20 protein-coding genes and 2 pseudogenes are annotated in these 26644 nt (G+C 71.5%); 15 read left to right on the top strand and 7 right to left on the bottom strand.

Annotation, left to right across the window (positions count from 1 at the left end; all coding sequences use genetic code 11):
* Positions 1-20: 20 nt before the first annotated feature.
* Positions 21-1163 carry an SRPBCC family protein gene (locus ACFY9E_RS19715; RefSeq protein WP_390985446.1) on the top strand — a complete coding sequence of 381 codons (1143 nt, stop codon included), beginning with the start codon at positions 21-23 and terminating at the stop codon, positions 1161-1163.
* Positions 1164-1166: 3 nt separating this feature from the next.
* On the top strand, positions 1167-3461 hold the full coding sequence (locus ACFY9E_RS19710; protein ID WP_390985443.1) for an FdhF/YdeP family oxidoreductase: 2295 nt from the start codon (positions 1167-1169) through the stop codon (positions 3459-3461).
* A gap of 79 nt (positions 3462-3540) precedes the next feature.
* On the opposite strand, the pseudogene ACFY9E_RS19705 reads toward ACFY9E_RS19710, so the two are convergent.
* The 5 genes and pseudogenes from ACFY9E_RS19705 to ACFY9E_RS19685 all read right to left on the bottom strand — a co-directional run.
* Positions 3541-4006 (bottom strand): annotated as a pseudogene (locus ACFY9E_RS19705) (glycosyltransferase); the annotation flags it as partial.
* Between the two features lie 14 nt (positions 4007-4020).
* Positions 4021-4412: pseudogene (locus tag ACFY9E_RS19700) on the bottom strand (formate dehydrogenase accessory sulfurtransferase FdhD); the annotation flags it as partial.
* Positions 4413-4447: 35 nt separating this feature from the next.
* Positions 4448-5830, bottom strand: coding sequence for an L-serine ammonia-lyase (locus ACFY9E_RS19695; RefSeq protein WP_390985441.1), 1383 nt, complete (start codon positions 5828-5830; stop codon positions 4448-4450).
* Between the two features lie 625 nt (positions 5831-6455).
* Positions 6456-7565 (bottom strand): ABC transporter substrate-binding protein, encoded by a 1110-nt coding sequence (locus ACFY9E_RS19690; RefSeq protein WP_390986594.1) that lies wholly within the window; start codon positions 7563-7565, stop codon positions 6456-6458.
* Between the two features lie 135 nt (positions 7566-7700).
* Positions 7701-8543, bottom strand: coding sequence for a methyltransferase domain-containing protein (locus ACFY9E_RS19685; RefSeq protein ID WP_390985438.1), 843 nt, complete (start codon positions 8541-8543; stop codon positions 7701-7703).
* A 127-nt stretch (positions 8544-8670) separates the two neighbouring features.
* On the opposite strand from ACFY9E_RS19685, the gene ACFY9E_RS19680 reads away from it, so the two are divergent.
* A complete protein-coding gene (locus ACFY9E_RS19680) occupies positions 8671-9285 on the top strand; it encodes a TetR/AcrR family transcriptional regulator (RefSeq protein WP_390985435.1) in 615 nt (204 codons plus the stop codon).
* A 16-nt stretch (positions 9286-9301) separates the two neighbouring features.
* On the opposite strand, the gene ACFY9E_RS19675 is transcribed toward ACFY9E_RS19680, so the two are convergent.
* Positions 9302-9631 carry a MarR family transcriptional regulator gene (locus tag ACFY9E_RS19675; RefSeq protein WP_390985433.1) on the bottom strand — a complete coding sequence of 110 codons (330 nt, stop codon included), beginning with the start codon at positions 9629-9631 and terminating at the stop codon, positions 9302-9304.
* A gap of 107 nt (positions 9632-9738) precedes the next feature.
* On the opposite strand from ACFY9E_RS19675, the gene ACFY9E_RS19670 reads away from it, so the two are divergent.
* The 3 genes from ACFY9E_RS19670 (at position 9739) to ACFY9E_RS19660 (ending at position 17379) form a co-directional block, all read left to right on the top strand.
* Positions 9739-10143 carry an STAS domain-containing protein gene (locus tag ACFY9E_RS19670; protein ID WP_390985430.1) on the top strand — a complete coding sequence of 135 codons (405 nt, stop codon included), beginning with the start codon at positions 9739-9741 and terminating at the stop codon, positions 10141-10143.
* Between the two features lie 299 nt (positions 10144-10442).
* On the top strand, positions 10443-14714 hold the full coding sequence (locus ACFY9E_RS19665; protein ID WP_390985428.1) for a HAMP domain-containing protein: 4272 nt from the start codon (positions 10443-10445) through the stop codon (positions 14712-14714).
* Between the two features lie 103 nt (positions 14715-14817).
* Positions 14818-17379 (top strand): SpoIIE family protein phosphatase, encoded by a 2562-nt coding sequence (locus ACFY9E_RS19660; RefSeq protein ID WP_390986592.1) that lies wholly within the window; start codon positions 14818-14820, stop codon positions 17377-17379.
* Between the two features lie 207 nt (positions 17380-17586).
* On the opposite strand, the gene ACFY9E_RS19655 is transcribed toward ACFY9E_RS19660, so the two are convergent.
* Positions 17587-19263, bottom strand: coding sequence for an oxaloacetate-decarboxylating malate dehydrogenase (locus tag ACFY9E_RS19655; RefSeq protein ID WP_390985425.1), 1677 nt, complete (start codon positions 19261-19263; stop codon positions 17587-17589).
* A gap of 170 nt (positions 19264-19433) precedes the next feature.
* Here ACFY9E_RS19655 and ACFY9E_RS19650 point away from each other — a divergent pair, with 170 nt between their 5' ends.
* The 9 genes from ACFY9E_RS19650 to hypA all read left to right on the top strand — a co-directional run bounded on the left by ACFY9E_RS19650 (position 19434) and on the right by hypA (position 26593).
* Positions 19434-19904 carry a DUF6069 family protein gene (locus ACFY9E_RS19650; protein ID WP_390985423.1) on the top strand — a complete coding sequence of 157 codons (471 nt, stop codon included), beginning with the start codon at positions 19434-19436 and terminating at the stop codon, positions 19902-19904.
* A 200-nt stretch (positions 19905-20104) separates the two neighbouring features.
* Positions 20105-21676 carry a hypothetical protein gene (locus ACFY9E_RS19645; RefSeq protein WP_390985420.1) on the top strand — a complete coding sequence of 524 codons (1572 nt, stop codon included), beginning with the start codon at positions 20105-20107 and terminating at the stop codon, positions 21674-21676.
* Between the two features lies 1 nt (position 21677).
* Complete coding sequence (locus ACFY9E_RS19640; RefSeq protein ID WP_390985417.1) at positions 21678-22766, top strand: hydrogenase expression protein HypE; 1089 nt, start codon at positions 21678-21680, stop codon at positions 22764-22766.
* 64 nt (positions 22767-22830) lie between these two features.
* Positions 22831-24624 (top strand): nickel-dependent hydrogenase large subunit, encoded by a 1794-nt coding sequence (locus tag ACFY9E_RS19635; protein WP_390985415.1) that lies wholly within the window; start codon positions 22831-22833, stop codon positions 24622-24624.
* A complete protein-coding gene (locus ACFY9E_RS19630) occupies positions 24617-25165 on the top strand; it encodes a NifU family protein (RefSeq protein WP_390985412.1) in 549 nt (182 codons plus the stop codon). The genes ACFY9E_RS19635 and ACFY9E_RS19630 overlap by 8 nt, the downstream gene beginning before the upstream one ends.
* On the top strand, positions 25162-25758 hold the full coding sequence (locus ACFY9E_RS19625; protein ID WP_390985410.1) for a DUF5947 family protein: 597 nt from the start codon (positions 25162-25164) through the stop codon (positions 25756-25758). The genes ACFY9E_RS19630 and ACFY9E_RS19625 overlap by 4 nt, the downstream gene beginning before the upstream one ends.
* Before the next feature lie 43 nt (positions 25759-25801).
* Positions 25802-26008, top strand: coding sequence for a hypothetical protein (locus ACFY9E_RS19620; RefSeq protein ID WP_390985407.1), 207 nt, complete (start codon positions 25802-25804; stop codon positions 26006-26008).
* A gap of 35 nt (positions 26009-26043) precedes the next feature.
* On the top strand, positions 26044-26235 hold the full coding sequence (locus ACFY9E_RS19615; RefSeq protein ID WP_390985405.1) for a hypothetical protein: 192 nt from the start codon (positions 26044-26046) through the stop codon (positions 26233-26235).
* A 7-nt stretch (positions 26236-26242) separates the two neighbouring features.
* Positions 26243-26593: a hydrogenase maturation nickel metallochaperone HypA gene (gene hypA, locus ACFY9E_RS19610; RefSeq protein WP_390985403.1), complete on the top strand. Its 351-nt coding sequence runs from the start codon at positions 26243-26245 to the stop codon at positions 26591-26593.
* The last annotated feature ends 51 nt before the right edge of the window (positions 26594-26644 follow it).

Below are 26644 nucleotides of genomic sequence, written 5' to 3'. Positions count from 1 at the left end.
GCTTCACTCCGAGGTGAACCATGACTACGACCGGCCTGCCGGAGAGCCTGATCGCGACCCTCCCCGGTGACCACTACACGGACCCGGAGATCTTCCGCCTGGAGCAGGAACACATCTTTGAGGCCATGTGGTTCTGCGCGGCACGCTCGTCGGAACTGTCGAAGCCGGGCGCCTTCCGGACCGTGGACGTCGGACGGGAGAGCGTCCTGCTGACCCGGTCGCGGGACAACTGTGTCCGGGCCTTCTTCAACGTGTGCCGGCACCGGGGCGCGAAGCTGTGCACGCAGGAGTCCGGCGAGGTGAAGCGGGCCTTTCAGTGTCCGTACCACGCCTGGACGTACGACCTGAACGGCAAGCTCGTCGCGGCCCCGAACCTGACCAAGATGCCGGACGTCGGCCGCACCGAGTACGGCCTGGCGAGCGTGGCGGTACGCGAGTGGCTGGGCTATGTGTGGGTCTGCCTGGCCGAGAACCCGCCCTCGTTCGAGCAGTCGGTGATCGCGGACGTGGTCGCGCGCCTGGGCGACGTGGAGTGCATCGAGCGGTACGACGTCGAGAGCCTGGAGGTCGGCCGGCGAATCGTCTACGACGTCAAGGCCAACTGGAAGCTCATCATCGAGAACTTCATGGAGTGCTACCACTGCGCGACCATCCACCCCGAGCTCACCGAGGTCCTCCCGGAGTTCGCCGACGGCTACGCGGCGCAGTTCTACGTGGGGCACGGCGCCGAGTTCGGCCCGGACGTCCAGGGCTTCACCGTGGACGGCTCTCAGGGCCTGGACCGTATCCCCACGGTCTCCGAGGAGCAGGACCGCCGGTACTACGCGATCACGGTGCGCCCGCAGGTGTTCATCAACCTGGTCCCCGACCACGTGATCTTCCACCGGATGTTCCCGGTGGCGGTCGACCGCACGATCGTGGAGTGCGACTGGCTGTACCTGAAGGGTGTGGTGGCAAGCGGCCGGGACGTGAGCCGGTCGGTCGAGCTGTTCGACCGCGTCAACCGGCAGGACTTCGACGCCTGTGAGCGCTGCCAGCCCGCGATGAGCTCCCGGCTGTACGCCAAGGGCGGGGTCCTGGTGCCCAGCGAGCACCACATCGGCGAGTTCCACGACTGGGTGCAGGACCGCCTCGGCACCCGCGCCAGCCTCGCGGAGCGCTAGGCGATGACCCGCAAGGCACCTGCCGAGGACCCCGGTGACTCCCGTCTGCGGGTGGGTCCGCCGAAGGATCACGCCGCGGGCGTTCCCGCGGTCACGTCCTCGCTACGCCACGCCCACGCGCAGATGGGCGTCCGCCGCAGTCTGCTGACCCTGCTGAGCGTCAACCAGAAGACGGGGTTCGACTGCCCGGGCTGCGCCTGGCCCGAGCCCGAGCACCGGCATCGTGCCGAGTTCTGCGAGAACGGCGCCAAAGCGGTGGCCGAGGAGGCGACCCTGCGCCGGGTCGGCCCCGGCTTCTTCGCCGAGCACACCCTGGCGGAGCTGGCCGCACGCAGCGACTACTGGCTCGGTCAGCAGGGCCGCCTCACCCACCCCATGTACCGCCCCGCGGGCGGCGACCGGTACCGGCAGATCTCCTGGGACGAGGCGTTCGCCGTCATCGCCCGGGAGCTGGGCGCTCTCGACTCGCCCGACCAGGCCGCCTTCTACACCTCCGGCCGGGCGAGCAACGAGGCCGCCTTCGTCTACCAGCTGTTCGTCCGGCTCCTCGGCACCAACAACCTGCCGGACTGCTCCAACATGTGCCACGAGTCGAGCGGCTCCGCCCTGACCGAGACCATCGGCATCGGCAAGGGAAGCGTCCGGCTGGAGGACCTGTACGAGGCCGACCTGATCCTCGTCGTGGGGCAGAACCCGGGCACCAACCACCCCCGCATGCTCGCGGCGCTCGAGACCGCCAAGGACAAGGGGGCCCGCGTCATCTCGGTCAACCCCCTCCCCGAAGCGGGCCTGTCGCGGTTCAAGAACCCCCAGAGGCCTTCCGGCGTCCTGGGGGCGGGCACCCGGCTCTCCGACCTGTTCCTGCAGATCAGGCTCGGCGGCGACCAAGCCCTCTTCCAGGCCTTCAACCGCATGCTCCTGGAGGCGGAGGACGACGCCCCCGGCACGGTCGTCGACCATGACTTCGTCACCGCGCACACCCACGGCTTCGAGGAGTTCGCCGACCGGGCACGCAAGACGTCCTGGGACGACGTCCTGGAGGCGACCGGCCTGTCGGCGCGGGAGATCCGGGAGGCGTTCCAGGAGGTACTGTCCGCCCGGAAGATCGTCGTGTGCTGGGCCATGGGCCTCACCCAGCACCGCCACTCGGTGCCGACCATCCGCGAGGTCGTCAACTTCCTGCTGCTGCGCGGCAACATCGGCCGCCCCGGCGCCGGCCTGTGCCCCGTGCGCGGGCACTCCAACGTCCAGGGCGACCGGACCATGGGCATCCACGAGAAGCCGGACGCGGCGTTCCTCGACGCGCTCGGCGCGGAGTTCGGCTTCGTGCCGCCGCGCCACCACGGCCACGACGCGGTGGAGACCATCCGGGCCATGCGGGACGGCCAGGTACGGGTCTTCGTCGCGCTCGGCGGCAACTTCGTCTCCGCCGCTCCGGACACCGAAGTGACCGAGCAAGCTCTGCGCAACTGCGAGCTCACCGTGCAGATCTCCACCAAGCTCAACCGTTCCCACGCGGTGGCCGGCCGGCAGGCGCTCATCCTGCCCTGCCTGGGCCGCACCGAAGCCGACCGGCGGCCCGGCGGGGAGCAACGGGTGACGGTGGAGGACTCCATGGGCATGGTGCACCTCTCGCGCGGCCGGCTGGCGCCGGCCTCCGGCAGCCTGCTGAGCGAGGTCGCGATCATCTGCCGGATGGCGAAGGCGGCCCTCGGCAGCGGCGGTCCGCAGGTGCCCTGGGCCGGCTTCGAAGCGGACTACGACCACATCCGGGACAGGATCGCCCGGGTGATCCCCGGCTTCGAGGACTTCAACGCCCGGGTGCGCCGGCCGGGCGGCTTCGCCCTGCCCCACCCGCCACGCGACGAGAGGCGCTTCCCCACCAGGACCGGACTGGCCCACTTCACCGTCAACCGACTCGATGTGCTGCGCGTCCCGCAGGGGCGGCTGCTCCTCCAGACCCTCCGTTCGCACGACCAGTACAACACCACCATCTACGGCCTGGACGACCGCTACCGGGGCATCCGCCAGGGCCGCAGGGTGCTCTTCGTCCACCCGGACGACCTCGCCGCGCACGGCCTGACCGACGGCGATCGGGTCGACATCGTCAGCGAGTTCTCCGACGGGGTCGAGCGCCGGGCACCGGCCTTCCGGGCGGTCGCCTATCCCACCCCGCGCGGCTGCTGCGCCGCCTACTTCCCCGAGACCAACGTCCTCGTACCGCTGGACTCCACTGCGGAGGTCAGCAACACGCCGACATCCAAGTCCATCGTGGTCCGGCTGGAACCGGCGTACTGACCGGCAGTCCGGCCGGTCACGCTCAGGAAGAACGGGACTCGACCGGTCAGGCACGCTCACGCCTGACGGACTCGACCGGTCAGGCACACTCCCGCATCGCCGCCGCGTACACGTCCGCCGTGGACGCGGCGGCCGTGTCCCAGCCGAACGACTCTGCGTGGCGGGCGGCGGCCCATCCGGGCCGAGAGCGCCGGGTCGTCGGCGAAGCGGCGCAGCTCGTGCGCGTGGTCCGCGGGCCTGCGCCCCGGCACCGGGACGCCGCTCACTCCGTCCCGAACGGCCACCGGCGGGCCGCCGACCGCGGCCGCGATCACCGGCGTGCCGCAGGCCTGCGCCTCGGCGGCCGCCCGACCGAAGGACTCGCTGGAGGACGGCACGACCAGCACGGTCGCCGCCCGGTACCAGTCCGCGAGCTCCGCCTGACCCGTCGGCGGACGGAACGGCACCACATCACCGATGCCGAGCTGGGCGGCGAGCTTGTGCAACTCCTCCGGCCCGGCCAGGCCGTTGCCGCTCGGCCCGCCCACGACCGGCACGCCGATGCGCTGCGCGGCTGGTGCGCCAGGTCCACCGCGAGGGAGGTGGGCGTCGAGATCGCGGCCGGCACCGGGAGGCCGGCCACGACCGGCTTCTGCGCCAGCTCGAAGGACGCGCGGCCGGAGACCAGCAGGACGGTCCGGGACAGCGGCAGCGCGCCCGTCCTCCCGCAGCTCCAGTAGCTCCCCCTCCGCCGAGAGCAGCCCCGCGGCGTGCAGGCCCCCGGGTGCGGTCGAACACCCGCTGCGCGGCCCGCAGCCGTTCGGGAAGGGCGGCCTGCAGATCGGGAGCGACCCGGACCGGGGGAGTGTCGGCGATCGGCCAACGGGCCGTGGTCCGCACGGCGTCGAGCCTCGCCTTGCCGCACAGACCGCACGAGGAGGTGGTGTACACGTTCCGCTCGAGCGAGATGTCCCACGCACACGCCCCAGACCTCGGCGGCCGCGTCGTCAGCATTCGATGACGTTGACCGCGAGCCCGCCGCGGGCCGTCTCCTTGTACTTGACCTTCATGTCGGCGCCCGTGTCCTTCATGGTCTTGATGACCTTGTCCAGGGAGACGTGGTGGCGGCCGTCGCCCCGCAGGGCCATCCGGGCCGCGGTGACGGCCTTGACCGCCGCCATGCCGTTGCGCTCGATGCACGGGATCTGCACCAGGCCGCCGACCGGGTCGCAGGTCAGGCCCAGGTTGTGTTCCATGCCGATCTCGGCGGCGTTCTCCACTTGTTCGGGCGAGCCGCCGAGCACCTCCGCGAGGCCGCCCGCGGCCATGGAACAGGCGGCGCCGACCTCGCCCTGGCAGCCGACCTCGGCGCCCGAGATCGAGGCGTTCTCCTTGAACAGCAGGCCGATGGCGCCGGCCGCCAGCAGGAACCGCACCACGGCCTCGTCGTCGGCTCCGTGCACGAAGTTGACGTAGTAGTGCAGGACCGCCGGGATGATGCCGGCCGCGCCGTTCGTCGGGGCGGTGACCACCCGGCCGCCGGCCGCGTTTTCCTCGTTGACCGCCATGGCGTAGAGGGTCACCCACTCCAGCGCCCGCCCCGCCGGGTCGCCGTCGGCCCGCAGCGCCTTGGCCACGGCGGTGGCCCGGCGGCGGACCCTGAGCCCGCCCGGCAGGATCCCCTCACAGGACAGGCCGCGTGCCACGCACTCCCGCATCACCCGCCAGATCTCCAGCAGCCCCGCGCGGATCTCCTCCTCGGTCCGCCAGGCCCGTTCGTTCTCCAGCATCAGCGCCGAGATCGACAGACCCGTCTCGCGAGTCAGGCGCAGCAGCTCGTCGCCGCTGCCGAACGGGTACTTCACCACCGTGTCGTCGACCTTGACCCGGTCCGCGCCGACGGCGTCCTCGTCGACGACGAATCCGCCGCCGACCGAGTAGTAGGTGGCCTCCAGCAAGGACTGTCCCTCGGCGTCGTACGCGAACAGCGTCATGCCGTTGGCGTGGTACGGCAGGGAACGGCGGCGGTGCAGGACCAACTGCCGCTCCGTGTCGAAGCGGATCTCGTGGGCATCGCCGAGCTCGCGGCCCAGCAGACGCAGCCTGCCCGCCGTCCTGATCCGCTCGACGTCACCCTCGGCCACCCCGACGTCCACCGTGTGCGGCTCGTTGCCCTCGAGACCGAGCAGGACGGCCTTGGGTGTGCCGTGACCGTGGCCGGTGGCACCCAGCGACCCGAAGAGCTCGGCCCGTACCGACGCCGTCCGCGCGAGCAGATCCTCCTTCTCCAGCCTGCCGGCGAACATGCGGGCGGCCCGCATGGGACCGACCGTGTGCGAACTGGAGGGTCCTATGCCGACGGAGAAGAGGTCGAAGACGGAGATGGCCACGAGCGGGCTCCCTTGTCTGCGCGTGGATGTGGCGGGAGGTGCGAGCGAAACCTCTCGATCGCGGACGCCGTGGTTTCTGATGAAGCAACCAGCATCTCTATGCGCAACAGCTTTTCTTCTGGGTCCCGGGTTGTCAAGACGCCCGCCGCGCGACCGGGCGCTTGCCGTTGTCCCGGTACGGAGGGGATGCCGGACGGGCCCGGCGGCACCCACATCACCGCACCGTGGACGGATGGCTCCCGAGATTTCCGCACGCCGCAGCCACGACGATGCCACGGCGGAAGGACGCCCTGAGGTTGCCGGTGTCGCTCCGTCGCGCGCCAGTGCGTCGGGTACGACGAAGAAGGCGGCCAGGAGTGTCACGACCAGGCCGGCCGGCAGACCGAGCTGCCGCCTCGGCGTGGCGGTGGGGCGGAACACGGGTAAGAGGCCGTTCATGGAAGGGCCTTGGGGTAGGGAGCAGTGCCGCTCCGAGCGGAGGACCGAGAGGGCTGGAGCCCCGGCACGGGAAAGCTGACGTCCCGCGAGCGACGGGTCTGTGGGGGCTGGCCTCCGGCCCGCTGAGGGGGCCGGCCCCACCTCTGTGTGCCTCGGCAGCCGCCCCCGCCGTCCGGCCGCGCGCCTCTCAGCCGGTGTGGAGGATGCGAAAGCGGTCGGGTTCCGCCGGATCCCGGTCGACCACCTGGACCGGCGCCCCGGCCCACTGCCACACACTGATCCCCGGCGTGCGGGAGAACCGGATCTGCCCGCGGGTGCCTTGCACCGCGACGCGCGGCCAGGCCGCGGCCGTGCTCGCCCGGTCCGTGCCGTGAGAACGCAGCACAGCGGCCAGGACCGCGACCGCGTCGTAGCCCTCGAAGGCGACGAAGGAGGGTGCCGCGGCCAACTGCTCGCGCAGCGCCGTCCCGACGCGTGCGCCGAGCGGGGTGAGGCGCTCGGGCAGGTAGCGCAGGAACGGGATCGCGGCACCGTCGCCGCCCAGCAGCGCCGCCCACTGGGCGAACTCCGGTTGCCCGGCCGGGGCACCGATCATGACCTCGGCGAGGCGCGGGTCGCGGCGGACCGCCCGGACGACGGGTACCGCCGGCTCCGGGTGGCCGACCAGGAGAAGGAGGGCTGTCGCGCCCTGGTCGGCCACGGCGTCGCACACGGCCGTGGGGGAGAGTGCGCGCGCGTCGAGTTCGATGACGGTGCCGCCGCGTCGAGCCACGTGGTCCCGCAGGATGCGCGTCCCGGACGCCCAGTAGACACTCGGCTCGGCCGCCACCGCGATCCGGTTGCGGCCCGCCCCGAGGAGGAAGTCCGCGTAGACCCGCCAGCCGCGGGACTGCGGCGGGGAGAGGCGCGCGACCCATTCCGTCGGCTGTTCGGTGAGCGCGTCGAGAACCGCTGACGAGCAGAGGAACGGCAGGCCGAGCGCGTCGGCCCTGGCGGCCGCGGCGCGAGCGACGACGCTGTGGTACTCACCCGCCAGGGCGACCGCACCGAGGCGGGCCAGTTGCTCCACGGCCGCCTCGGCCTTCCGCGGATCGGCCGCGGTGTCACGGACGACCAGTTCGAGTGGCCTTCCGGCGATTCCGCCGTCCTCGTTGACGTCGCGTACGGCCGATTCGAGCCCGGCGAGCAGGTGCTGCCCCGCCTGGACCCAGCCCGGCCGAGTCAGTGGGACGAGGGCACCGATCCGGACGGGTTGACCCGGGTCGTCGAGCGGCGCGGTCCGCTCGCGCGGCTTCATGTCGTCTCGCTCCGGCGGGCGCACCTGGTCGGCCATGCCGGTCATTGCACACACCCTCGTCGCCGGCGGGCAACCGGTTATCCTCCGCCGAGCCGCCTTCCGGCCCGGTTCCGGCGACGCCGCCGCCGCATCCGCTCAGCTGTCCGCCGTGACCAGCCACGACGTGCTGCGCAGCCGCACCGTGCCGTCCGCCGCCACATGGTCGCGCAGATGGTCCGTCAGGGTGCGGCGGGCGCGGTCCCGAGCAGACGCGTCGGCCTGCTCCAGCAGGTGGCGGCCGGGGCCCGTGCCCAGCAGGAACTCCGCCGCGTCCTCGGCTCCATGCCCCCACACCCCGTCGCTTCGCGCCTCGTGGACGGCGACGCCGCTGAAGCCGGCCGCGCCGAGGACGTCACCGACCCGCTCCGGAGCGGCCAGGGAGAACATGCCGGGCAGCCCCGGCTTCCCGAAGTCGCCGACCGGCAGGATGTGGCGCAGGGACGCCATCGCCGTCACCCAGCCGTTGCGCCCGGCATCGGACGGGCAGACGAACGCCAGCCGCCCGCCGGGCCGCAGCGCCCGGCGGATGTTGCCGAAGGCCGTCACGGGATCGGCGAAGAACATCACTCCGAAGCGGCTGATCGCCGCGTCGAACGCGGCCGCCTCGAAGGGATACACCTGTGCGTCGCCCTGGGCGAAGGAGACGTTGCCGATGCCCTCGCGCTGCGCGCGAGACCGCCCTTCGGCCAGCATCGGAGCGGAAAGGTCGAGGCCGAGAGCGTGCCCTCGCGGGGCCCGGCGCGCGGCGAGGCGGGTGGTCTGCCCCGAGCCGCATCCGACGTCCAGGACCCGGTGGCCCGGGGTGATGCCGACGGCGTCGAGCAGGGGCTCGTCGAACCCCTCGTTCACGGCGTTCCAGCGGTCCTGGTGGCGCGCCCAGTGGGTGCCTTCGGGGCCGTTCCACGCCTGCTCCTGATCGGTGTTCACGACGTTCGACACGGCGCCTCCTGCGGTGGACGGCAGAGAATGGGCATGCGCCCATACAGTATGGGCGCATGCCCATACTGGCAATCCCCGCTACGATCTGACGCGTCATGCCCCTTGAGGCGGAACGGGAGAACGCCCCATGTCACCGCGCGGAGTGGCGACGCCGGACGTACGCGAGCGGCTGTTCGCGGCCGCCGAGCGCGTCGTGGAGAGGGAGGGGCCCGGCGCGCTCACCAGCCGGTCCGTCACCGCGGAGGCGGACTGTGCCAAAGGGCTGCTGCACGCGCACTTCGCGGGATTCGACGAGTTCGTGGCCGAGCTCTGCCTCGACCGGTTCGCGCGCACGGCGGCGAAGGCGCAAGCCCTGTCGGAGCTCGCCGGGCAGGGCTCCGTGGCGCACCATGTCGAAGCCGTCGCCCTCGCGCTGTTCGACTCCGGTGGTCTCGCGCTATCGGGCCTCGCCATGACCCGCCCCGCGGCCGCACAGCACATCCGCAAGGCCCTGGAGGCCGGGGCGCCGGGCTTCACCGCGATCCAGGACGCCATCACCCACTATCTGCTGGACGAGCAGAAGCTCGGCCGGGTGGCGCGGACCGTCGCCCCGCAGAGCGTGGCCCTCGCCGTCGTCGGCACGGCGCACCACCTCCTGATGACCAGCTGGCCGGGCGCGCCCGACCCCCGGCCCTCCATGAGGAGCCTGGTGGCCGTGCTGGTGGAGGGCCAGGGGCCCTCCCACGAGTCGGGAACGGCCTGAGAGCCCTACGCGGCGGTCACCGGCCGACGGGCTTCCTCGTGCGGTCGGTCTCGTCCTGCAGGAGCAGGGAGAGCAGCGCAGCCACGGAGAGGCCCGCTTCGGCCGGGTGGCGCAGCACCTTGTCCGGTTCGATGCGGTAGGTGTTCGTGCGCCCGTCCCGGGTGTGAGACAGGTAACCGTCCTGCTCGAGATCGGCGATGATCCGCGCGACGGCGCGCTCCGTGAGCCGGCAGCGGGCGGCGATGTCACGGATGCGGACGTTCGGATTGTCGGCGATGACGGCCAGGACGCGAGCGTGGCTGGTGATGAACGTCCATCCGGTGTGGGATGCGGGCACTCCTACCATGCGCAGCATTTTAGAGGTCCGTCATTGCCGGAACGTAGATACGTGACATACTTTTCATGCAACAGATGACGTGCTCCCCTAGGGGAGAACCACAGAAGGAGCCCAAGGTGCCCTGGGACGAGGCCGGCATGACCGCGCTCACGCGCGGAATCGGCGGTGAGCCGCTGCCGGGACCGGCCGCCGTGCATGCCTCGGAAGGGGCCGCGGTGCCGCAGTACGACTGGTGCGGTGCCTGGGTCGTCCACGCCCGTGGCTCCTACGACATGGACACGATCACGCCGTTGGCGGATGCGCTGGAGACCGCGGTCAGGAGGCATCCGAAGGTGATCCTGGACGCCTCCGGCATCACCTTCGCGGACTCGACGCTGCTGAATCTGCTGATCCTCACCCACCAGGCGGGCACGCTGCGCGTGGTCGCGCCGTCGCCTCAGCTGCGACGGCTGTGTGAGATCACCGGGGTAGACGGCATCCTGGAGATCAGGGACACCGTCGACGCCGCGGCCGCCTCCTGAGCCGGCCCTCGCCCGGTACACACCGCGTGACCAGGACTTCTTCGTGACGGACGGCACGGCCGCAGAGGTTTTTGCCGGTGTCGCCCCGAGGGGCTCGTGACGCGGCCGCGCTGTTCGGCCAGGATGACGGCTCCTGCTTTGTTCAGGGTTTGAAGCGTGGGTTAACCTGCGGCGTATTTCCACATCACATACACATCCGTGAATGCGGCGATGCATGCACGACAACCGGGCCGCCCATCGGTCCGGCGGGTTCCGAGTCCTCATTGCGAGGACTCTTGGGGAGCGGAACGAGGGTGCGCATGACCAGCGACAGCACTGGGGTTGTCGATGCGGTGCCGGGCGACCAGGAGTTGCGCCGGCTGCTGGCCGGCTTGACGGCCGTTCGCGACGGGGACTTCGGCACCCGGCTGCCGGACGACGCGGACGGCCTCATGGGCGACATCGCCACGGTCTTCAACGGCATGGTCGACCAGCTCTCCGTGTTCACCTCCGAGGTCACCCGCGTGGCCCGCGAGGTCGGCACCGAGGGGACGCTCGGCGGGCAGGCGGAGGTGCCTGGGGTCTCGGGCACCTGGGCCGACCTCACCGACTCGGTCAACGCCATGGCGGGCAACCTGACCACACAGGTCCGTGACATCGCCCAGGTGGCCACGGCCGTGGCCAAGGGCGACCTCTCCCAGAAGATCGACGTTCCCGCCCGCGGTGAGATCCTGCAGCTGAAGGAGACCGTCAACACGATGGTCGACCAGCTGTCCGCGTTCGCCGACGAGGTCACGCGCGTCGCCCGCGAGGTCGGCAGCGAGGGACGGCTCGGCGGACAGGCACAGGTGCCGGGTGTGGCCGGTGTCTGGCGCGACCTGACCGACTCCGTGAACCACATGGCGGGCAACCTCACGAGCCAGGTCCGTTCCATCGCCCAGGTGACCACGGCGGTCGCCGAGGGCGACCTCTCCCAGAAGATCACCGTCGACGCTCGTGGTGAGATCCTGGAGCTGAAGAGCACCATCAACACGATGGTCGACCAGCTGTCCGCGTTCGCCGACGAGGTCACCCGTGTCGCCCGCGAGGTCGGCACCGAGGGACGCCTCGGGGGCCAGGCGGACGTCAAGGGCGTCAAGGGCACCTGGCGCGACCTCACCGACTCGGTGAACTTCATGGCGGGCAACCTCACCGGCCAGGTCCGCAACATCGCGCTGGTGGCGACCGCCGTCGCCAAGGGCGACCTCTCCCAGAAGATCACCGTCGACGCTCGTGGTGAGATCCTGGAGCTGAAGAGCACCATCAACACGATGGTCGACCAGCTGTCCGCGTTCGCCGACGAGGTCACGCGCGTCGCCCGCGAGGTCGGCACCGAAGGACGCCTCGGTGGACAGGCCCAGGTGCGCGGCGTGTCGGGGACCTGGAAGGACCTCACCGACAACGTCAACGTGATGGCGTCGAACCTGACCGGCCAGGTCCGCTCCATCGCCCAGGTGGCCACCGCGGTGGCGCGCGGCGACCTGTCGCAGCGGATCACCGTGGAGGCCGCCGGCGAGGTCGCGGCGCTGGCCGAGGTCATCAACACGATGGTCGACACGCTGTCGGCCTTCGCCGACGAGGTCACCCGCGTCGCCCGCGAGGTCGGCACCGAGGGACGCCTCGGGGGCCAGGCGCACGTGCCGAACGTCGCCGGCACCTGGAAGGACCTCACCGACAACGTCAACTCCATGGCCAACAACCTCACCGGCCAGGTGCGCAACATCGCGCTGGTGACGACCGCGGTGGCCAAGGGCGACCTGTCGAAGAAGATCGACGTGGACGCCCGCGGCGAGATCCTCGAACTCAAGACGACGATCAACACGATGGTCGACCAGCTGTCCGCGTTCGCCGACGAGGTCACCCGTGTCGCCCGCGAGGTAGGCACCGAGGGACGCCTCGGCGGACAGGCCGAGGTCGAGGGCGTCTCGGGCACCTGGAAGCGCCTGACGGAGAACGTCAACGAGCTGGCGGGCAACCTGACCCGCCAGGTGCGGGCCATCGCCGAGGTCACCAGCGCCGTCGCCGAGGGCGATCTGACCCGGTCGATCAACGTGGAGGCGTCCGGCGAGGTCGCCGAGCTCAAGGACAACATCAACTCCATGGTGGAGTCCCTGCGCGAGACCACCCGGGCCAACCAGGAGCAGGACTGGCTCAAGACCAACCTGGCCCGCATCTCGGGCCTGATGCAGGGCCACCGCGACCTGCCCGTGGTCGCCGAGCTGATCATGGACGAGCTGGTGCCCCTGGTATCGGCCCAGTACGGGGCCTTCTACCTCGCCGAGGACGGCGACGACGGGCCCGAACTGCGCCTCGTCGGCTCCTACGGCTACCCGGAGGACAGCAGCCGGCCCACCCGTATCGCCTTCGGCCGCACCCTGGTCGGCCAGGCCGCGCGCAGCCGGCGCACCATCATGGTGGACGAGCTGCCGGACGGCTACGTGACCATCTCCTCGGGCCTCGGCCAGGTGGTGCCGACCGCGCTGGTGCTGCTGCCCATCGTGGTCGAGGGCCAGGTCCTCGGCGTCATCGAGCTGGCGTCGGTCACGCCCTTCACCCAGATCCACCGGGACTTCCTCGCACAGCTGATGGAGACCATCGGCGTCAACGTCAACACCATCGTGGCCAACGCCCGCACCGACGAGCTGCTGGTCGAGTCGCAGCGGCTCACGGTGGAACTCCAGGCCCGCTCCACCGAGTTGCAGGTGCAGCAGGAGGAACTGCAGCGCTCGAACGCGGAACTGGAGGAGAAGGCCTCGCTGCTCGCGGCGCAGAACCGGGACATCGAGGCGAAGAACCTCCAGATCGAGCAGGCACGTCAGGAGCTGGAGACCCGCGCCCAGCAGCTGTCGCTGGCCTCGAAGTACAAGTCGGAGTTCCTGGCCAACATGAGCCACGAACTGCGCACCCCGCTCAACAGCCTGCTCATCCTCGCCCAGCTGCTGGCGCAGAACCCGTCCCGCAACCTCACGCCCAAGCAGGTCGAGTACGCGCAGATCATCCACTCCGCCGGTTCCGATCTGCTCCAGCTGATCAATGACATCCTCGACCTGTCGAAGGTCGAGGCCGGAAAGATGGACGTCACGCCCGAGCGCGTGACGCTGCGCCAGCTCATCGAGTACGTCGAGGCCACCTTCCGGCCGATGACGACGCAGAAGAGCCTGGAGTTCACGGTGACGACCGCTCCGGGCGCGCCCGCGGACGTGCTGACGGACGACTCGCGGCTGCGCCAGGTGCTGCGCAACCTTCTGTCGAACGCCGTGAAGTTCACCGAGCAGGGCGGCGTGGAACTGAGCATCGAGCCCGTATCGGACGACGAGGTGCCCGCGGGCGTGGTCCGGGGCGCCGCCGTGGTGGCCTTCCGCGTCAAGGACACCGGCATCGGCATCCCCGAGCAGCACCTGGAGACGATCTTCGGTGCCTTCCAGCAGGCGGACGGCACGACGAGCCGGAAGTACGGCGGTACGGGCCTGGGCCTGTCCATCACGCGGGAGATCGCCCAGTTGCTCGGCGGCGCCGTGGCGGTGCAGAGCACGCCCGGCCAGGGGAGCACGTTCACGCTCTTCCTGCCCGTGGCCCGTCCCGACTTCGAGGAACTGCTCAGTCACGGCAGGACGCCGGAGCGCTCCTCGGCCGAGCCCCTGCCGCAGGGAGTGTCCGGCTCGGTGCCGGTGCCCCAGATCGGGCCCGGTCCCCGGCCGCGGCGCCTGCTCGTCGTGGAGGAGCGGTCGCGCGGTCTGCTGACGCTCGTCGCGGAGAGCGTGGTCGCCGACCTGACCCACGGCCGCGCCGACGGCGCTCAGCGGCCCGCGGTCGACATCATCACCGCCGTCGGCGCGCAGGAGGCGGCCGGTGCGCTGGCGTCCGAGCCGTGCCACTGCGTCGTGCTGGAGCTGGGCATGGGGGACGGCGAGGCGGCCCGATTCCTCCAGGCCCTGGAGGGTGACTCGGCGCTGACGAGCGTTCCGGTGCTGGTGCACAGCAGCCATCCCTCGGACGTGGCCCTGGAGGAGACGCTGCTGTCCCGCTCGGCGGGCGGCGCCCTGGAGCTGCTGTCCAGCCTCGACGAACTGCGTGAGCGCATCGCGCTGCACCTGTCCGCCGAGGAACCCGGGGACGTGCTGTCCCTCGTGCGGAGCGAGGGGCAGCAGCAGCTGACGCCGCCCTCCGTCGACGACGCGTCGGCCGGCCGCACCGTCCTCGTCGTCGACGACGACGCGCGGAACCTGTTCGCCCTGAGCGGGATCCTGGAGCTGCACGGCTTCCGCGTCCTGCACGCCGAGAACGGGCGCAGAGGCATCGAGACGCTGGTGAACAACCCGGACGTCGCCCTCGTGCTGATGGATGTGATGATGCCGGAGATGGATGGTTACACCGCGACGGCCGAGATTCGCCGCATGCCGCAGTACGCCGAGCTGCCCATCATCGCCGTCACCGCGAAGGCGATGCCCGGAGACCGGGACAAGAGCCTCGCCTCGGGAGCCAGCGACTACGTCACCAAGCCCGTCGACACGCGCGACCTCATCGCCTGCGTCCGCCGCTGGCTGCCGGCATGAGCACACCGGCGCCCGACCCGCACACCGGTGGGCCGGGCGCCCCGCAGCGCCTGTCGTTCCGCGCCTCAGGGCGCTCCAGTCGAGGAGCATCCACACCGTGAGCATGTCCGAGCAGCCGCGCGAACCGGGTCAGGACCGTGAGCCGAAGCGCGACTCGGCCACCGGTCCGGAGTCTTCTCCGTCGTCGGTGCCGTCCGACGCGTCGCCCCTGACCACCGGCGGCGCGTCGAAGGCCGCCGACGAGGGGGTGCTGCCTCCCGACGGGCCGTCGGGCGCTTCGGAGGGGCAGTCGGCGTCCCCCGGCGACCCGCTCGCCGACCTCGACGAGCTCTCCTCCGCCTCCCCGGTGGGCCGGCTCGCCGCCACCGTGGAGCGGCTCAGCCGGGAGGTGCGGGCCGCCCAGGCGGAGGCCGAAGGACGCGCCCTGATCGAGCTCGCCAAGGGCGTCCTGGTCGAGCGGCTGAAGTGCGGCCCGGCCCAGGCCGCCCGGCAGCTCACCCAGTTGGCGGAGCAAGCCCAGGTCACGCCCCTGGAGTTCGCCGTCGACGTCATCAACCAGGCCGCCCGGGACCGGATGTCCGAGGTGACGGACGCCTTCCTCGCCGCCACCAAGGCCGCCGACGAGGCCGAGAGCGAGTCGGCCGCCGTACGCCTGCGCGCGGCCGAGAGCGGCGTGCTGGCCGCGGACGACACCCAGGCCGTGGCCGACGCTCTGCTGGAACAGGCGCTGCGCCCGCTCGGCGCGGTGGCGGTGGCCATCTGGGCCGTGGGCTCCGACGGTTCGCTCACCCTGGCAGGCAGCGCCGGGTTCTCACCGGCCGAGGCCGCACGCTGGCGCTACGTCCCGCCGGACGTGGTGACCGTGGCCCGGCGGGGCCTCATCGAGCGCGAAGGGCAGTGGATCAGCACGCTCGGCGCGACCGGACTGCCCAGCATCGGCCTGCACCACCACCCGGACGGCGGCCGGGTCGCCCTGCCCGCCGGCACCGGAGGGCGCATCCACGGCGTCCTGGAGATCGCCTGGCCGGCCCCGCTGGAGCCGCAGCCTCCGCAGATCGTCCGCCAGGTGGAGGCGCTGGCCGAACTGTGCGCCCACACCCTGGAGATGTACACGCCGCACCAGGGGGCCGCCCAGGAGCCGCGCGTCCTGCCGGACGCCGCCGAGCTGATGGACCTGGCCGACGGGCTGCACGACCCCGCCCTCGTACTGGTGCCGCACCTGGACGGCGACGGCCACCTGGTGGACTTCCGCATCCAGCACGTGAACAGCCGGTTCCTGGACCCCGCGGGCAGGCCGCGGGCGGTCGTGAGCGGCGCGCTGCTCCTGGAGGCCTACCCGATGGCCGCCGGGGACAGCGAGTTGTTCCAGCGCGTCGAGCGGGTCTATGCCACCGGTGAGCCCTTCCGGGCCCGCCGGATGAACCTCACCGCCCTCGTCGACCAGGTCCCCCTCTCGGCGGTGGCGGACATCAGCATCAGCCGTCACGGGATGTCCGTACTCCTCATCTGGCGTATCGAGGACGAGACGGCGCGCCTTGCGAGCCTGCTCCAGCACGCCCAGCGGCTCGGCCGCATCGGCGGGTTCGAGGAGAACGTGCTCACCGGTGAGATCACCTGGAACGGACAGCTCTTCGACCTCTACGGCCGTCCGGAGACGAGCACCCCGGTGGCCCTGGAAGAGCTGCCGGCCCACGCCCACCCGGACGACGGCGTCTCCATCCGCCGCTTCCTGCGCACGCTGCTGCACCACCGGCGGCCGGCGGCCGCGGCCTTCAGGCTGCAGCGGCCGGACGGGGTGACCCGCCACATCCGGATCGTCGCCGAACCCGTGCTCGACACCGACGACCGGCTGCTCCTGATCCGCGGCGCCTACCAGGACATCTCGTCCCAGCACTGGACCGAGGTGGCGCTCGCCGCCACCCGCGACCAGCTGGCCCACACCGAGCAGCAGGCCACCGAACGCAATCGGCTGACCTTGCAGTTGCAGCACGCCATCATGCCTCCCACGCAGGCACCGTTGCAGGTGTCCGGGCTCCAGGTGGCCGTCCGCTACCGGCCCGCGGAGACCGAACAACTCGTGGGCGGCGACTGGTACGACGCCGTCGTCCTGCCGTCCCGGAAGGTGCTGCTCTGCGTGGGCGACGTGGCCGGCCACGGCATCGAGGCCGCCACCAGCATGGTCGTCCTGCGCAACGCGCTGCGCGGCCTGGCGGTGACCGGCGCCGGGCCGGGCCAGTTGCTGTCGTGGCTCAACATCGTGGCGCACCATCTGACGGGCGCCGTCACCGCGACCGCGGTGTGCGGGCTGTACGACCCGGCCCGGCGGACGCTGCGCTGGGCCCGGGCGGGACACCTGCCGCCCGTGCTCGTCCGGGACACCGAGGCGGCTCCTCTGCCCCTGGTCAAGGGCCTGCTGCTGGGTGCCGTCCCGGAGGCCGTGTACGAGGAGACCGAGCTTGAACTGGAGCCTCAGGACACCCTGTTGATGTACACGGACGGCTTGGTCGAACGCCGCGACCGGCCGGTGGAGGAGTCCCTGACCCACCTCCTGACCACCGCCCGCGCGGCGCCCAGCACCCTGGACCAGCAGCTGGACCGCCTCCTCACCTACAGCAAGTCGGACACCGACGACGACACCTGCATCGTGGGCATCCGGGTCGGGTGAGGGACGCGGGTCACGGAGACGCCGACACACCGAGGCATCGGGGGCGGTCGCGCCGTCTCGGACGTGCCTGACGAGGAACCCGGCCCGGGCGGAGGCGGTCGTGGCCCCCTGCACCCGGGGCCGCTGCTGGTCCATGGCGCCGACGCCTCCGGGGGCGACCGTCGGGCTGGGTGGGACAGTGCGTCCCCGGAGGGCCGGCAGACGCTGCTAGTCCTCGTAGAGCGGCGTCCACTGCGCCCGGGCGACGGCCTTGCGCAGCTCCTCCTCCGTGGCCTTGGGAGCCACTCCGTCCTCGACGGCGGCGAGGGCCGCGGCCAGGGCGATCTCGCGGGCGGATTCCCGCATGCCGGTCAGGGGTGGCAGCAGCGGCACGGGGCCGTCCTCTCCGTCCGCCGCCCGGACCGCGCACCGCGCGACGGCCCGGGCGGCGGCCACGAGCATGCGGTCGGTGACACGTGTGGCCCGGCTCGCGGTCACCGCGAGGCCCATGGCCGGGAAGACGTACACGTTGTTCGACTGCGCCACCGGCACCTCGTGCCCGTCGACCGTCAGCGGCGGGAAGGGCGAGCCGGTGGCGATCAGCGCCCGGCCGTCGGTCCAGCGGGTGAGGTCCGCGGGCTCGGCCTCGGAGTGCGAGGTGGGGTTGGAGAGCGGGAAGACGACAGGCCGTTCGCAGGTCGAGGCCATCTGCCGCACGATGTCCTCGGTGAACGCGCCGTGCGCCGTCGACAGCCCGATCAGCGCCGTCGGCTCGACGCGGCGCACCACTTCGGCGAGGCCGGTGCCGTCCCAGTCGGCCACCTCGCTGTCGTCACGAGCGAACATCCGCTGCTGCGGGGACAGTTCGGAGCGTGAGGACACCAGCAGGCCGTCGACGTCGAGGATCCAGAACCGTGCCGTGGCCTCGTCCTCCGGGAGGCCCTCGTCGATCATGGCCGTACGGATCATGTCGGCGACGCCGATGGCGGCCGATCCCGCGCCCAGGATCACCACGCGCTGCTCGGGCAGGGGGGTGCCGGCCACGTTCGCCGCGGTGGACAGGGCACCGAGCGTGACGGCCGCGGTGCCTTGGATGTCGTCGTTGAACGTGAGCAGCCGGTCGCGGTAGCGGGAGAGGATCGGGTGGGCGTGGGCGGTGGCGAAGTCCTCCCACTGCAGCAGTGTCCCGGGGAGCTCCGCCTCGACCGCAGAGACGAACGCCTCGATCATCTCGTCGTACTCGGCGCCGGTCAGCCGCCGGGCGCGACGGCCCAGGTAGCGGGGATTGTCGAGGAGGCTCTCGTTGTCGGTGCCGACGTCCAGCAGGATCGGCAGGGTGCGGGCGGGGTGGATGCCGCCGATCGCCGTGTAGAGGCTGAGCTTGCCGATCGGGATGCCCATGCCGCCGACGCCCTGGTCGCCCAGGCCGAGAATGCGCTGCCCGTCGGTGACGACGATGACGTCCACCTCGTGGTCCCGGTGCGGGCGGTTGCGCAGGATGTCACGGAAGCGGTGCCGGTCCTCCCAGGACAGGAAGAGCCCGCGCGGCCGGCGGTAGATCTCGCTGAACCGCCGGCAGGCCTTACCGACCGTCGGCGTGTAGACGACGGGCAGCAGCTCCTCCAGGTACTCGGTGACCAGACGGTAGAAGAGCACCTCGTTGGTGTCCTGGAGCTGCCGCAGGTAGATGTGCCGGTTCAGGGGTTTGTCGTAGCCGTGGAACGCCTCGTAGGCGCGGGCGACCTGCTCGTCCAGGGTTTCCACGGCGGGCGGCAGCAGCCCGTCGAGTCCCAGTTCCACGCGTTCGCGTCGGCTGAAGGCGGTGCCCTTGTTGACCAGCGGGTCGGCCAGGGTCGTGACGGCCGGGCTCGTGGTGGGGCGGGGGTGATGTGTCGGCTGGTCCATGAGGTAACGCCTTCCCGTGACACGCCGGTTCGTGCGGGTGACGTGTGCCATCCGGATGAACCACCGGCCCCGTGAAAACGCCCTCGGGTCACCGATGAGTTCCGCCGTGCCGCGCCGTCTGCCTCTCCGTAAGCCCCACCGCGCCCCAACACCCGCCAGGAGACAGTGACATGAGTGCGACGACGCGTCTGACCCGGACCACGCGGACCGGCTCCCGGAGCACCTCCGGCTTCCTCGCCACGCGCCCCGTATGGCTGGTCGGCTTGGTGGCGACCCTCGCCGGAGCCGTCGTGACGGAGGCCTTCGCGCTCGTCACGCGGGCCGCCGGTGTCCCGATGGAGGCGGCGAGTCCGGGCGCCACGGAGGCCGCGGAGATCCCGGTCGGCGGCTTCTTCGGCGGAGTGGTGTTCTGGTCGGTCGCGGGAATCGTCCTCGCGGTCGCACTCGCCCGCTGGGCCGAGCGGCCCGCCCGCACCTTCACGGTGACCACCGTCGCGCTCACCGCACTGTCCCTCGCCGGCCCGGCCGTCGCCCCGCACACCGCCACGTCCACCCGGATCGTCCTGGCCGTGTCCCACGTGGTCGCCGCCGCGGTCATCGTCCCGCTGCTGGCACGCAGGCTCGCCCACGGGCAGCGCTGATCCCTCCACCACCGACACGGGCCCGTCGCGCCTCGGCGCCGACGGGCCCGTCGCCGTGCTCCTCGTCCCGCGTCCCCCTGTCGGCTGCCCCTCGACCACCCCGAACGGCCCAATCCCGCTGCGCCGGAGGAGGCGAGCGTGGATGAGCGGTGTGACCGTGGTGGAAGGGATGCGTGTGCACCCAGGGACGAGGAGGCGCGATGGCGGAGGTACTGGCCGAGGACGGCAGCAAGAGCGCTGCCACGCAGGGCGGCGGGGGCCTGGCCCCGGGCGCCTTCGAGCAGCTCAGCGCCGTCGCCGACGCCGTCCTCTACGAGGGTTACCTCCTCTACCCCTACCGCCGCTCCTCCGCCAAGAACCGCGTCCGCTGGCAGTTCGGCGTGCTGTTCCCCCGGGACTGGGTGGAGGCGGACGGTCCCGTCAGCCCCGGTGTCTCCGGCTCCGCCGACTCCTGGTACCAGCAGACCGAGTGCCTGCTGCGGGTCCGTGAACCGGACAGCGCCCGCGTACGCGTGCGGGTTCGCTACCTCCAGATGCAGCGCAAGCAGGTGGAGGAAGCCGGCCGCGGGCCCGTCGAGTCGCTGCACACCGGCGACGGCACGGTGCACCTGACCTTCGACGAGGCCCTGCCGCGCGAGTGCGAGGTCGAGATCCCGCTCGACGAACTCCTGCGAGACGGACGCACCGTCGCGGTGGGCGCCGTGGCAGGTGAGGACGTCGAGCCGCTGGCGGAAGGCGCCGGGCGGGTGGTGCGCGGCCGCGAGGAGATCCGGGCCGAGACCACCGTCACCGCCGAGCGGCTCTCCGACGGCGTCTGCCGGATCCGCGTACGGACCACGAACACCGCGCCCGCCCCGCCGGCGAACACCGCGCGGGACCAGGCGCTGCGCCGGGCCCTCATCGCCACCCACACCCTCATCGGGGGCGTGGGAGTGGAGTTCGTCTCGCTGATCGACCCGCCGACGGACCTGCAAGCACTCGCGCGCGCGTGCCGCAACGAGTTCACCTTCCCCGTCCTCGGCGGTGAGGCGGGGGACGCCGGCCGCGTCGTGCTGTCCGCGCCGATCATCCTGCCCGACCATCCCCAGGTCGCCCCCGAGAGCCCGGGCGACCTGCACGACGCGGCGGAGATCGACGAGATCCTCACCCTGCGCACGATGCTGCTGACCGATGAGGAGAAGCGCGAGGCGCGGGCCACCGACCCCCGGGCGGCGGCGATCCTCGACCGGGTCGACACCATGCCGCAGGAGGTCTTCGAACGCCTGCACGGCGCGGTCCGCTCCCTGACTCCGGCCGCCTCCACGACCCCGGCCGACCGGCCGCAGGGCACCGTCGCTTCCCCGGCACCGGTCACCCCCGAGGCGCCCGCCGACCGTCCCGCCTGGTGGCAGGAGGGCGCCGATGACGGTCTCTCCCCGACCAGCGACACCGTGCTCGTCGACGGTGTCCCCCTGGCCGGCGGCAGCCGCGTACGGCTCCGCCCCCGGGGACGCGGTGCCGACGCCCAGGACATGTTCCTGGCCGGGCGGACCGCCGAGGTCGCCGCCGTCTTCCACGACGTCGACGGCAGTGTGCACCTCGCCGTCACCCTCGACGACGACCCGGCCGCCGAACTGAACAACTGGTACGGCCGCTTCCACTACTTCCGGCCCGACGAGCTCGAACCCCTCGAGCCCGCCGGAGACCCGGACGAGCCGTCGGCACCGGCTCCCGCCGCAGCTCCGGCGCGGCCCACGACCGACTCCGAGACCCCCGCAGCGGAGGCCGAGTGACATGACCACCCACAGCAGCACCACCGAAGTCAGCAAGGAACCCGACCGGTCCGAGGACCGGCAGGGCATGGACGAGATCCACATCCTCTGGATCTCCGAGGGCATGAGCTGCGACGGCGACACCGTCTCGCTCACCGCAGCCGACCAGCCCTCCATCGAGGACCTCGTGCTCGGGCTGATCCCGGGCCTGCCGAAGGTGAACCTGGTCAACAAGGTGCTCTCGCCCAGCCTGGGCGGCGAGGACTTCCTCGCGCCCTACCGGGCGGCCGTACGCGGCGAACTGGGCCCGTTCATCCTCGTCATCGAGGGCTCGATCCCCAACCAGAACATCATCGAGGGCGACGGCTACTGGACGTCCTTCGGCAACGACCCGGAGACCGGCGAGCCGCAGACCCTCAACTGGTGGATCGACCAACTGGCCCCCAAGGCCTGGGCGGTGGTCGCCGCCGGCACCTGCGCCACCTTCGGCGGCATCCACGCCATGTCCGGCAACCCGACGGGCTGCATGGGCCTGGCCGACTACCTGGGCTGGGACTACACCTCCCAGGCCGGTCTGCCGGTCGTCAACGTGCCCGGCTGCCCGATCCAGCCCGAGAACTTCATGGAGACCCTGATCTGGGTCCTGTATCACGCGGCCGGCTCCGCGCCCCCGCCACCGCTGGACCACATGCTGCGCCCGCAGTGGCTGTTCGGGAAGACGGTCCACGAGGGCTGCGACCGCGGCTCGTACTACGAGCAGGCCAACTTCGCCAAGGACTACAACTCGCCCAAGTGCCTGGTCAAGACAGGCTGCTGGGGCCCGGTCGTCAACTGCAACGTGCCCAAGCGCGGCTGGATGGCCGGCATCGGCGGCTGCCCCAACGTCGGCGGCATCTGCATCGGCTGCACGATGCCCGGCTTCCCCGACGCGTTCATGCCGTTCATGGACGAGCCTCCGGGCAGCACCCTGTCGTCGCTCGTCGTCAAGCCGTACGGAGCCGTCATCCGCCGGCTGCGCGGCGTGACCAACGAGCTGGTCAACCACGAGCCCAGGTGGCGCCACAACAAGCGCAAGCTGACCAGCGGTTACGACCCGCACTGGCGCCCCTGATGAAGCGTCACCGGACGCAGCCCGAGAACCCACACACCACCGACAGCGAGGGGCAGTACCGCAGATGACCACCACCGAGGCCCGGCCCACGGACCGCAAACCGCCACAGCTCGTGGACATGTCCTGGGATCCGATCACGCGGATCATCGGGAACCTGGGCATCTACACGAAGATCGACTTCGCCAACCGGGAAGTCGTCGAATGCCACAGCACCTCGTCGCTGTTCCGCGGCTACTCGGTGTTCATGAAGGGCAAGGACCCGCGCGACGCCGGCTTCATCACGTCCCGGATCTGCGGCATCTGCGGCGACAACCACACCACCTGTTCCGACTACGCCCAGCAGATGGCCTACGGCGTCAAGCCGCCCCCGCTGGCCGAGCACATCGTCAACCTCGGCGAGGCAGCCGAGTACATGTTCGACCACACGATCTTCCAGGACAACCTGGTCTTCGTGGACTTCTGCGAGGCGATGGTCAAGGCCACCAACCCCGGTGTCCTGGCCCGCGCCGAACGCACCCAGGCGCCCCGCGGCGAGATCCACGGCTACCGCACGATCGCCGACATCATGAAGGCCTTCAACCCCTTCGAGGGCGAGGTCTACAAAGAGGCCCTGAAGGTCAGCCGGGTCACCCGCGAGATGTTCTGCCTGATGGAGGGGCGGCACGTCCACCCCTCCACGCTGTACCCGGGCGGCGTCGGCACGATGCCGCAGCCGACCGTCTTCACCGACTACCTCAGCCGCCTCATGCGGGTCATCGACTTCGTGAAGAAGGCCGTCGCCATGAACGACGACGTCTTCGACTTCTTCTACGAGGCGCTGCCCGGCTACGAGGAGGTCGGCCGCCGCCGCGTCCTGCTGGGCTGCTGGGGCGCCTTCCAGGACCCCAAGGTCGTCGACTACCGCTACGAGTCGATGAACACCTGGGGCAAGGCCATGTACGTCACCCCGGGCATCATCGTCGACGGCGAACTGGTCACCAACAACCTCGTCGACATCAACCTCGGCCTGCGCATCATGCTCGGCAGCTCGTACTACGAGGACTGGGTCAACGAGGACCCCTTCGTCACCCACGACCCGCTCGGCAACCCCGTCGACATGCGCCACCCGTGGAACCAGACCACCGTCCCGGTGCCGCAGAAGCGCGACTTCGACGACAAGTACAGCTGGGTGATGAGCCCCCGCTGGTTCGACCAGCGCACCGGCGACCACCTCGCCCTCGACACCGGCGGCGGCCCCCTCGCCCGCCTGTGGTCGACCGCGCTGAGCGGCCTGGTCGACACCCCGTACGTCAAGTCCACCGGCCACAGCGTGCGCATCTCCCTGCCCAAGGGCGAGTCCCTGCCGGAGACCACCCTGGAATGGCGCATCCCGCGGTGGAGCAACACCATCGAACGCGACCGCGCCCGGCCGTACTTCGTCGCGTACGCGGCCGCCATGGCCCTGCAGTTCATCGAAGAGGCCATGGGCATGGTCCGCGCGGGCGAGACCAAGGTCTTCGAGAACTACGAGGTGCCCGACGAGGCGATCGGCTGCGGCTTCCACGAGGCGGTGCGGGGCGTTCTCTCCCACCACCTGGTGATCAAGGACAAGAAGATCGCCAACTACCACCCGTACCCGCCCACCCCGTGGAACGCCAGCCCCCGCGACATGTACGGCACCCCGGGGCCGTACGAGGACGCCGTCCAGGGCCAGCCCATCTTCGAGGAGAACGGGCCGGACGACTTCAAGGGCGTCGACATCATGCGCACCGTCCGCAGCTTCGACCCCTGTCTGCCGTGCGGTGTGCACATGTACGTCGGCAAGGGCAAGACGCTGACCACCCTGCACTCGCCGACGTACGGGGCGAACCATGGCTGAGGCCGCCGGCGCACGGCTGGCGGACCCGGACGTCGAGGCCCGGCTCGGCCGGCTGGACGAGCTGCTGGAGGGCATCGAGTCCGCGCCCGGCCCCACGACACGCTCGGCGACCGAGGCGGTGGCCCTGCTGACCGAGGTCTACGGCGAGGCACTGGCCCGTGTCCTGGACCACGCGGACGAGCAACTGGCCGAGAGCCTCGCCGAGGACGAACTGCTGGCGCACCTGATGGTGCTGCACGACATCCATCCCGAGCCCGCCGAACGCCGGGCGGCCCGCGCGGTCGAACGTCTGCGGCCGGCCGTACAGGAGCGCGGCGGCGACGTGGAGTGGGCCGGAGTGGAAGGGCAGGTCGCCCGAGTGCGTCTGACGACGGGCGGCGGCTGCGGGTCCGGCTGCGGCGGGGGCGGCTCCGAGGTCACCGACGCGGTCCGCGCGGCGGTGCTCGCCGTGGCACCGGAGCTGACGGCGGTGGAGCCCGTGACCGAGACGGCCCCCGCGTTCGTCCCGCTGACCACGCTGACGCACCGGGGCGCACCGTGACCACCGACGGGGCGCTGGCCCGCCTCATCCGCTCCTCGGCCGACCGCACCGCGACGGCCGGGACGGAGGTGTGCGACCTGTGCGCCGCGCCGGTCGCCGAGGAACACGCCCACCTGTACGACACCGGGCAGGAGGAGGTGCGCTGCGTCTGCGGCCCCTGCTCGGTGCTGTTCGCCGACGCGGCGGCGGGGGACGGCCAGTACCGGCTCGTGCCCCGGCGCCGGGTCCGGCTGCCCGAGGTCGACACGGCCGTGCTGGGCGTACCGGTCGGCCTGGTCTTCTTCGTGCCCCGGGCGGACGGCTCCGTCACCGCCGAGGGCCCGAGCCCGGCGGGGGCCATGCGGTGGGAGGTGGAAGCGGCCGCCTGGCAGAAGCTGTCCGGCACGGTTCCGCAGCTCGCGACCGTGGAACCCGAGGTGGAGGCTCTGCTGGTGAACACCGTCCACGGCCTCGACCACCACTGGATCGTGCCGATCGACGACTGCTACCGGATGGTCGCCGTCGTACGCCGGGAGTGGCGCGGCCTGTCCGGCGGCGGCCGGATCTGGCCGGCCCTCGAGCAGTTCTTCGAGGACCTCACCGAGCGGTCATGACCACGCACTCCGCAGACCGGAGGCGAGGAAGGAGAGCACCCCCATGGGCAGCATCAGAGTGGGCAGGCCCCAGGCGAAGCCCGACACGCCCCGGCACGTCGCCGGCATGCACCAGGGCAACCAGGGGCCGCGCGAGCGGCAGAAGGGACACCACGAGGACGGCACCGCCGACGCGCGCCGCTCCACGGGGATCCACTGGAAGCGGCATGACGCCCTCGCCGAGAGCATGCCGAACATCTCGCCGGGATGAGCACCGTGATGAGAACGATCAGGGAGTCACCGCACATGAAACGAGTACGCAGACCGGTCGCGCGCAGGCGGTCCGGGATGAACGGACAGCGGGTGCTGAAGGCCGAGGCCGTCCTGGTGGGCGGTGTGGCCCTGGCCATGCTGTGCTGGGAGTGGCCCAGCCTGAGGCGCGAGGTGCGGATCTGGCGGATGGCCGGCGGTTTCCGCGCCGGTCACCGCTACCCGTGAGCCTGCCGTGCACGAACTGTCGATCGCGACCGCGATCATCGAGCGGGCCGACGCGCTGGCCCGGGCGGACGGGACGGACGCCGTCTCGAAGGTGACCGTCCGGGTCGGCGAGCTGTCGGGCGTCGTACCGGACGCCCTCGGTTTCGCCTTCGAGGTGGCCCGCGACGGCACCACCCTCGCGGGGGCACACCTCGTCGTGGAGCAGATCCCCGCGCAGGCCTGGTGCGGCCCGTGTGCCGAGGAGTTCTCGGTGGGCATGCCCCCGTTCTTCTGGTGCCCGCGCTGCGACCAGCCCTCCAACGATCTGCGCAGCGGCCGGGAACTGGAGATCGCGGGGATCGAGCCGCTGACGGCATAGAGGAAAAGACAGGCAAGGGGCCCCGCCGGTGCGTCGGCGGGGCCCCTTGCC

This window comes from Streptomyces sp. NPDC012466 (assembly GCF_042955215.1).
Classification (GTDB): domain Bacteria; phylum Actinomycetota; class Actinomycetes; order Streptomycetales; family Streptomycetaceae; genus Streptomyces.
This window is presented reverse-complemented; position numbering and strand designations above follow the sequence as displayed.